Origin of the sequence: Mixta tenebrionis, from assembly GCF_006517625.1 — a bacterium.
In the GTDB taxonomy this organism is placed as follows: Bacteria; Pseudomonadota; Gammaproteobacteria; order Enterobacterales; family Enterobacteriaceae; genus Mixta; species Mixta tenebrionis.
On sequence record NZ_VHQI01000021.1, the window covers coordinates 21,211 to 28,103 of the forward strand.

The following is a 6,893-nucleotide window of genomic DNA, read 5'->3' on the forward strand; positions in this document are numbered from 1 at the left end:
TTGCCACCAGGCGCCTGTATTTGAGAGAGCCTTATGATAAGCGAATTGAAAAACGATCGTTACCTGCGAGCCCTGCTGCGCCAGCCGGTAGATATTACGCCGGTATGGATGATGCGTCAGGCCGGACGCTATCTGCCGGAATATAAAGCCACGCGCGCGCAGGCGGGCGATTTTATGTCGCTGTGCAAAAACGCCGAGCTGGCCTGTGAAGTCACGCTGCAGCCGCTGCGTCGTTATCCGCTGGATGCGGCCATCCTCTTCTCTGATATTTTAACTATTCCCGACGCAATGGGGCTGGGGCTGTGGTTCGAGGCCGGAGAAGGCCCGCGCTTCGCCTCCCCGATTAGCTGTCGCGCCGACGTTGAGAAGCTGCCGATCCCCGATCCCGAACAGGAGCTGGGCTATGTAATGAACGCGGTGCGCACCATCCGTAACAACCTGCGGGGCGCGGTGCCGCTGATCGGCTTTTCCGGCAGCCCGTGGACGCTTGGCACCTATATGGTGGAAGGCGGCAGCAGCAAGGCTTTCACCAAAATTAAAAAAATGATGTATGCCGAGCCGGAAACGCTGCATGCCATGCTGGATAAGCTGGCTGACAGCGTTACGCTGTATCTTAACGCGCAAATTCGTGCCGGCGCCCAGTCGGTGATGATTTTCGATACCTGGGGCGGCGTACTGACCGGGCGTGACTATCTCCAGTTTTCGCTGCACTACATGCATAAAATCGTTGATGGACTGCTGCGGGAAAATGATGGGCGCCGCGTGCCGGTGACGCTGTTTACCAAGGGCGGCGGCCAGTGGCTGGAGGCGATGGCGGCGACCGGCTGCGATGCGCTGGGCCTTGACTGGACCACCGATATTGCCGATGCGCGTCGTCGCGTAGGAGATAAAGTTGCCCTGCAGGGCAATATGGATCCGTCTATGCTGTATGCATCGCCTGCGCGTATTGAGCAGGAAGTGGCAAGCATTCTGGCTGGTTTCGGCCAGGGCAGCGGACACGTATTTAATTTAGGACATGGCATTCATCAGGATGTGCCGCCTGAACACGCAGGCGCCTTTGTCGAAGCGGTGCATCGGCTGTCAGGTCCTTATCACAAGGAGTAGAGATGGATATACAGGCATTACGAGCCGAACAGCTACAGCGCGCTGCGGAAGTGGTGCGCCATGATGATTTCGATGTGATGCCGCCGCGCCTGATTGGCGGCGCGGATGTCGGATTTGAGCAGGGCGGCGACGTTACCCGCGCCGCCATGGTGATTCTGGAATATCCTTCGCTAAAGCTGATCGAATATAAGGTGGCGCGCATCGCCACCATCATGCCTTACATTCCTGGTTTTCTTTCCTTTCGCGAATATCCGGCGCTGCTGGCGGCCTGGGAGCTGCTGGAGCGGAAACCCGATCTGCTGTTTGTCGATGGCCACGGGATTTCCCACCCGCGGCGGCTCGGCGTCGCCAGCCATTTTGGTATGCTGGTGGATGTGCCGACTATCGGCGTGGCGAAGCGTCGCCTGTGCGGGCGTTTCGAGCCGCTGGACGATGAGCCGGGTTCGCAGCAGCCGCTGATGGATAAAGGCGAGAAGATTGGCTGGGTCTGGCGCAGCAAAAAACGCTGCAATCCGCTGTTTGTTTCCACTGGCCATCGCGTCAGCATCGATACCGCCCTGCAGTGGGTACAGAACTGCATGGCAGGCTACCGCCTGCCGGAACCGACGCGCTGGGCGGATGCGGTGGCGTCGGAGCGTAGCGCCTTTCTGCGCTGGCAGAAGGGTTAGCCGTGCCGGAAGAGATCTTTTGCGTTACACTGCCGCCAGAATGATGTTGAAGAGACCCTGTCATGTTACGTAACCCCATCCATTTGCGCCTCGAAAAGCTGGAAAGCTGGCAGCATGTGACCTTTATGGCCTGCCTTTGCGAGCGGCTCTATCCCAACTATTGGGCGTTTTGCCGGCAAACCGGCTTTACCGACGCGCAGCGCTACCGCCGCATTCTCGATCTCATCTGGGAATCCCTGACGGTAAAAGAGGCAAAAATCAATTTTGATTCGCAGCTGGAAAAGCTGGAAGAAGCGATCCCGCTGGCGGACGATTTTGACGTCTACGGCGTTTATCCGGCGATCGATGCCTGCGTCGCGTTAAGCGAACTACTGCATTCACGTCTGAGTGGGGAAACGCTGGAGCATGCAATTGAGGTCAGCAAAGCGTCGATCACCACCGTGGCGATGCTGGAAATGACCCAGGCCGGACGGGAAATGAGCGATGAGGAGCTGGGGAATTTACCGGCGATTGAAGAAGAATGGGACATCCAGTGGGAGATTTTCCGCCTGCTGGCGGCCTGTGAAGAGCGCGACCTGGAACTGATAAAAGGATTACGTTCTGACCTGCGGGAAGCCGCGATAAGTAACATCGGTATAAAAATAGAGCAATAACGCGAGAAAACGTGACTTCACGCCTCAATTGTCGCGCCTAAAGGCTTCACATCCGCCCCCTGTCTGGTCTACATTTGGGGGGCTGAAAAATGTGGCTATCGGTGCGTGCAGGCTGAAGAGTGTCAGAATCTGGCTATTCCCTCGCACTCGATGCTTAGCAAGCGATAAATACACTGTAAGGATAACTTATGAACAAGACTCAACTGATTGATGTAATTGCAGAGAAAGCGGATCTCTCCAAGTCCCAGGCTAAAGCTGCGCTGGAATCCACCCTGACTGCAATTACCGAGTCTCTGAAAGATGGTGATGCTGTACAACTGGTTGGTTTTGGTACTTTTAAAGTTAACCACCGTGCTGAGCGCACTGGCCGCAACCCGCAGACTGGCAAAGAAATCAAAATTGCTGCTGCAAACGTACCGGCATTCGTTTCTGGTAAAGCACTGAAAGACGCTGTTAAGTAATCGCGTTGCAGTGAAGGTTTAACGAGGGCGGCAACTATTTGTCGCCCTTTTGTTTTTGTGTCGTCGGTTAACGTAACGGAGCAACATGAAGCGGCTAATGGCACTTCTGACGTTATTGCTGGCAGGATGCAGCTCGCAGCCGACGCTGCCCGATTTCACCGCCAGCGGCTATCTGGCCGATCGCGGCGCGGTACGTATCTGGCGTAAAAACCAGCAGCATCACGTTCAGATGATGACGGCATTCACGCCGTTTCAGGGCGGGGCGTCCATTTTCACGCGTTACAGCTGGCAGGACGATAACCTGGCCAGCATGGAACGTCACCTTAGCGGCGCGCAGCCGGATGAGGTTACCCTGCGTTTCGATCGCGACGGCAGCCTGAGCTTTATGCAGCGGCAGCTTGCCGGACGACGCGAATCGGTCAGCGAACAAAACGTTGAGCTGTATAAATTCGAGGCGCAGCGGATGCTGCGGATCAGTGATGCGCTGCTGGCAGGGCGGGTGCTGTTAAAGCAGGGGCGCTGGCAGGGAGATGAAATCCTGCGTAGCTGTCAGGGCGAGCCGTTAAAGCCTGCACTGGATGAGCATGAGTGGCAGTTTATCCGTCAGTATCGCCATGCGGCGGGCGCGGCGCTGAGCGTCGCCTGGCTGGAAGCGCCGGCGGGCACCCAGCTGCTGCAGGTATCGGCGGAGGATGAATGTTCATGGGAGCCGCAGGAAGCGGATTTTTGACGCCAGCCAGAGAAGAGAGCGGCTCCGCCCATACGAAGCAGAACCGCTTAATCGCCACGCCTGCGCCTACGGCCTTGCAGCGGCTCCGCCCGCACGGAGCAGCGCCGCCGGCCGATTATTTGCGGTTAATGGCGCGATAGCCGATATCACGGCGGCAGAAGCTGCCTTCCCACGAGATGGATGACGCCAGTTCATAGGCGCGACGTTGCGCTTCAGCAATATCTTTCCCTAATGCCGTAACGCACAGGACGCGTCCGCCGTTGGTCAGCGCACGATCGTTTTCCAGCCGGGTGCCGGCGTGAAATACTTTGCCATCCGGTAAGGCTTCCAGCGGCAGACCGTGAATAACGTCGCCGGTGCGGTAGTCGCCCGGATAGCCGCCCGCTGCCAGCACCACGCCCAGCGCCGGGCGATCGTCCCAGCGTGAGTCCTGTTTATCTAACGTACCGTCGCACGCCGCCAGGCAAAGCTCAACCAAATCTGACTGCAGGCGCAGCATAATCGGCTGGGTTTCCGGATCGCCGAAGCGGCAGTTAAATTCAATCACTTTTGGCTGGCCATCTTTGCCGATCATCAGCCCGGCGTACAGGAAACCGGTATAGATATTGCCTTCCGCCGCCATACCGCGCACCGTAGGCCAGATCACCTCATCCATTACGCGCTGGTGGATGTCCGCCGTTACTACCGGCGCCGGCGAGTAAGCGCCCATGCCGCCGGTATTCGGGCCGCTGTCGCCATCGCCGACGCGTTTGTGATCCTGGCTGGTGGCCATCGGCAGCACGTGCTCGCCATCGACCATCACAATGAAGCTTGCCTCTTCGCCATCAAGAAACTCTTCCACCACAATCCGGTGTCCGGCATCGCCGAAGGCGTTACCCGCCAGCATATCGCGCACGGCGGCCTCCGCCTCTTCCAGCGTCATCGCCACGATAACGCCTTTGCCCGCCGCCAGACCATCCGCCTTAATCACAATCGGCGCGCCTTTGGCGCGTACATACTGCAGCGCCAGCTCTACATCGGTAAAATTCTGGTATTCAGCCGTCGGAATCTGATGACGCGCCAGAAAATCCTTGGTGAAGGCTTTGGAGCCTTCCAGCTGCGCGGCGGCTTTCGTGGGGCCGAAAATTTTCATTCCTGCCTGGCGAAACGCATCCACCACGCCTTTTACCAGCGGCGCTTCCGGGCCGACGATAGTCAGGCCGATGTTCTCTTTTTGGGCAAAGGCCAGCAGCGCCGGGATATCGGTAGCGGCGATATCAACGTTTTGCAGCGCTGGTTCCAGCGCGGTGCCGGCATTGCCCGGCGCAACGAAAACGCGATCCGCCAGCGGAGACTGAGCCGCTTTCCAGGCCAGCGCATGTTCGCGTCCGCCGTTGCCGATAATTAGAATATTCATCTGTTTCTCCGGAAGCGATTAATGGCGGAAATGACGCATATCGGTAAAGATCATGGCGATGCCGTGTTCGTCAGCGGCGGCGATCACTTCTTCATCGCGAATTGAACCGCCGGGCTGGATAACGCAGCTTACGCCGACGGCGGCGGCGGCATCGATACCGTCACGGAACGGGAAGAAGGCATCTGACGCCATCGCGCAGCCTTTCACTTCCAGTCCCTCATCGCCCGCCTTAATCCCGGCGATTTTAGCGGAATAGACGCGGCTCATCTGACCTGCGCCGATGCCGATAGTCATATTGTCGCGCGCATAAACAATGGCGTTGGATTTCACAAACTTCGCCACCTTCCAGCAGAAGAGCGCGTCGCGCAGTTCCTGCTCTGTGGGCTGGCGCTTGCTGACCACGCGCAGCTGGTGGCTTTCCACCATTCCCAGATCGCGATCCTGCACTAACAGGCCGCCGTTGACGCGCTTAAAGTCCAGACCGGGAACGCGCTGCTGCCAGACGCCGCAGGTCAGTACGCGCACATTCTGTTTCGCTGCCGTTACCTTTAACGCCGCTTCGCTGGCGGAAGGGGCGATAATCACTTCAACAAACTGACGGCTGATAATCGCTTCTGCGGTAGCTGCATCCAGTTCACGGTTAAAGGCGATAATGCCGCCGAAAGCAGAGGTAGGATCGGTTTTATAAGCGCGATCGTAAGCGTCAAGCAGAGAGCCGCCTGTCGCCACGCCGCATGGGTTAGCGTGCTTTACGATAACGCAGGCGGGTTCATTAAAGGCTTTAACGCATTCCAGCGCGGCATCGGTATCGGCAATATTGTTATAGGAGAGCGCTTTGCCCTGCAGCTGCTGCGCGGTGGCGACGGACGCCTCTTTGACTTCCTCTTCTATATAGAATGCCGCCTGCTGGTGGCTGTTTTCACCGTAGCGCATATCCTGCTTTTTGATAAAGTTCAGGTTCAGGGTGCGAGGGAAGCGTCCGGCTGGCGCCTTTGTTTCGCCATGATAGGCGGGCACCAGGCTGCCGAAATAGTTGGCAATCATGCTGTCGTAAGCGGCGGTGTGTTCAAATGCCTTAATCGCCAGATCGAAACGGGTTTCCAGCGTTAGCGCATTCTCATTGGCATCCAGCTCGGCAATGATTGCCTGGTAGTCGCTGCTTTTCACCACGATGGCGACATCTTTATGGTTCTTAGCCGCCGAGCGCACCATGGTCGGCCCGCCGATATCGATGTTCTCTACCGCGTCTTCCAGCGTGCAGCCTTCACGCGCTACGGTCTGAGCAAAAGGATAAAGATTAACGACGACCATATCGATTGGCGCAATATGGTGCTCCGCCATGATGGCGTCATCCTGGCCGCGACGTCCCAGAATGCCGCCGTGTACTTTTGGATGCAGCGTCTTAACACGGCCATCCATCATCTCCGGGAAACCGGTGTAATCGGAAACCTCTGTTACCGGCAGTCCTGCGTCCGCCAGCAGGCGAGCGGTGCCGCCAGTGGAGAGCAGCTCAACGCCCCGGCTGGAAAGAGCCTGAGCGAATTCGACGATACCGGCTTTATCAGACACGCTGAGCAGAGCGCGGCGTACAGGGCGACGTTGTTGCATGGTGGTTTTATCCCTTGGCTTTGGTTCGCAAGTAAAGAGCGTTACATCAAGCTTAAGGATAAACTCAGCCGTAAGCTTCAGGTAACGCCCCGGCAGGGGCATTGCTAACGTCGGCTGGCATTGTAGCGAAAACGTTTGCGCGATGCTCGTCTAAATTAAATCACGGGCGCAATGTGGGTAATTCTGTGGATAACTGGGTATAAACCCGGCTTTTGCTGAGGATTGCAGCAAACAGTCATTTTATTGCAATTTAGCGGTTGCAGCGCGGCGAGA

7 protein-coding genes are annotated in these 6,893 nt (G+C 57.3%); 5 read left to right on the forward strand and 2 right to left on the reverse strand.

The genetic code is table 11. The features are described 5' to 3' along the window. Positions 1-36 precede the first annotated feature (36 nt). From hemE to FKM52_RS20685, 5 genes are all read left to right on the forward strand, one after another. Positions 37-1,104: a uroporphyrinogen decarboxylase gene (gene hemE, locus FKM52_RS20665; protein ID WP_181407961.1), complete on the forward strand. Its 1,068-nt coding sequence runs from the start codon at positions 37-39 to the stop codon at positions 1,102-1,104. A 2-nt stretch (positions 1,105-1,106) separates the two neighbouring features. After that, complete coding sequence (gene nfi / locus FKM52_RS20670; protein ID WP_141178013.1) at positions 1,107-1,772, forward strand: deoxyribonuclease V; 666 nt, start codon at positions 1,107-1,109, stop codon at positions 1,770-1,772. A 62-nt stretch (positions 1,773-1,834) separates the two neighbouring features. Further along, on the forward strand, positions 1,835-2,425 hold the full coding sequence (locus FKM52_RS20675; RefSeq protein WP_141178014.1) for a YjaG family protein: 591 nt from the start codon (positions 1,835-1,837) through the stop codon (positions 2,423-2,425). A 188-nt stretch (positions 2,426-2,613) separates the two neighbouring features. Next, complete coding sequence (gene hupA, locus FKM52_RS20680; RefSeq protein ID WP_141178015.1) at positions 2,614-2,886, forward strand: nucleoid-associated protein HU-alpha; 273 nt, start codon at positions 2,614-2,616, stop codon at positions 2,884-2,886. 97 nt (positions 2,887-2,983) lie between these two features. Beyond that, entirely contained in the window at positions 2,984-3,616 is a 633-nt protein-coding gene (locus tag FKM52_RS20685) for a DUF1481 domain-containing protein (RefSeq protein ID WP_246085566.1), read from the forward strand. Between the two features lie 115 nt (positions 3,617-3,731). Here the strand turns inward: FKM52_RS20685 and purD are convergent, their stop codons facing one another. After that, positions 3,732-5,012 (reverse strand): phosphoribosylamine--glycine ligase, encoded by a 1,281-nt coding sequence (gene purD / locus FKM52_RS20690; RefSeq protein WP_141178017.1) that lies wholly within the window; start codon positions 5,010-5,012, stop codon positions 3,732-3,734. An 18-nt stretch (positions 5,013-5,030) separates the two neighbouring features. Beyond that, entirely contained in the window at positions 5,031-6,620 is a 1,590-nt protein-coding gene (purH, locus tag FKM52_RS20695; protein WP_141178018.1) for a bifunctional phosphoribosylaminoimidazolecarboxamide formyltransferase/IMP cyclohydrolase, read from the reverse strand. Positions 6,621-6,893: the final 273 nt, after the last annotated feature.

Coding starts and splice junctions, on each gene's coding strand:
- FKM52_RS20675 (WP_141178014.1), top strand. CDS start 1,835: ATGTTACGTAACCCCATCCATTTGCGCCTCGAAAAGCTGGAAAGCTGG.
- purH (WP_141178018.1), bottom strand. CDS start 6,620: ATGCAACAACGTCGCCCTGTACGCCGCGCTCTGCTCAGCGTGTCTGAT.
- hupA (WP_141178015.1), top strand. CDS start 2,614: ATGAACAAGACTCAACTGATTGATGTAATTGCAGAGAAAGCGGATCTC.
- FKM52_RS20685 (WP_246085566.1), top strand. CDS start 2,984: ATGGCACTTCTGACGTTATTGCTGGCAGGATGCAGCTCGCAGCCGACG.
- purD (WP_141178017.1), bottom strand. CDS start 5,012: ATGAATATTCTAATTATCGGCAACGGCGGACGCGAACATGCGCTGGCC.
- nfi (WP_141178013.1), top strand. CDS start 1,107: ATGGATATACAGGCATTACGAGCCGAACAGCTACAGCGCGCTGCGGAA.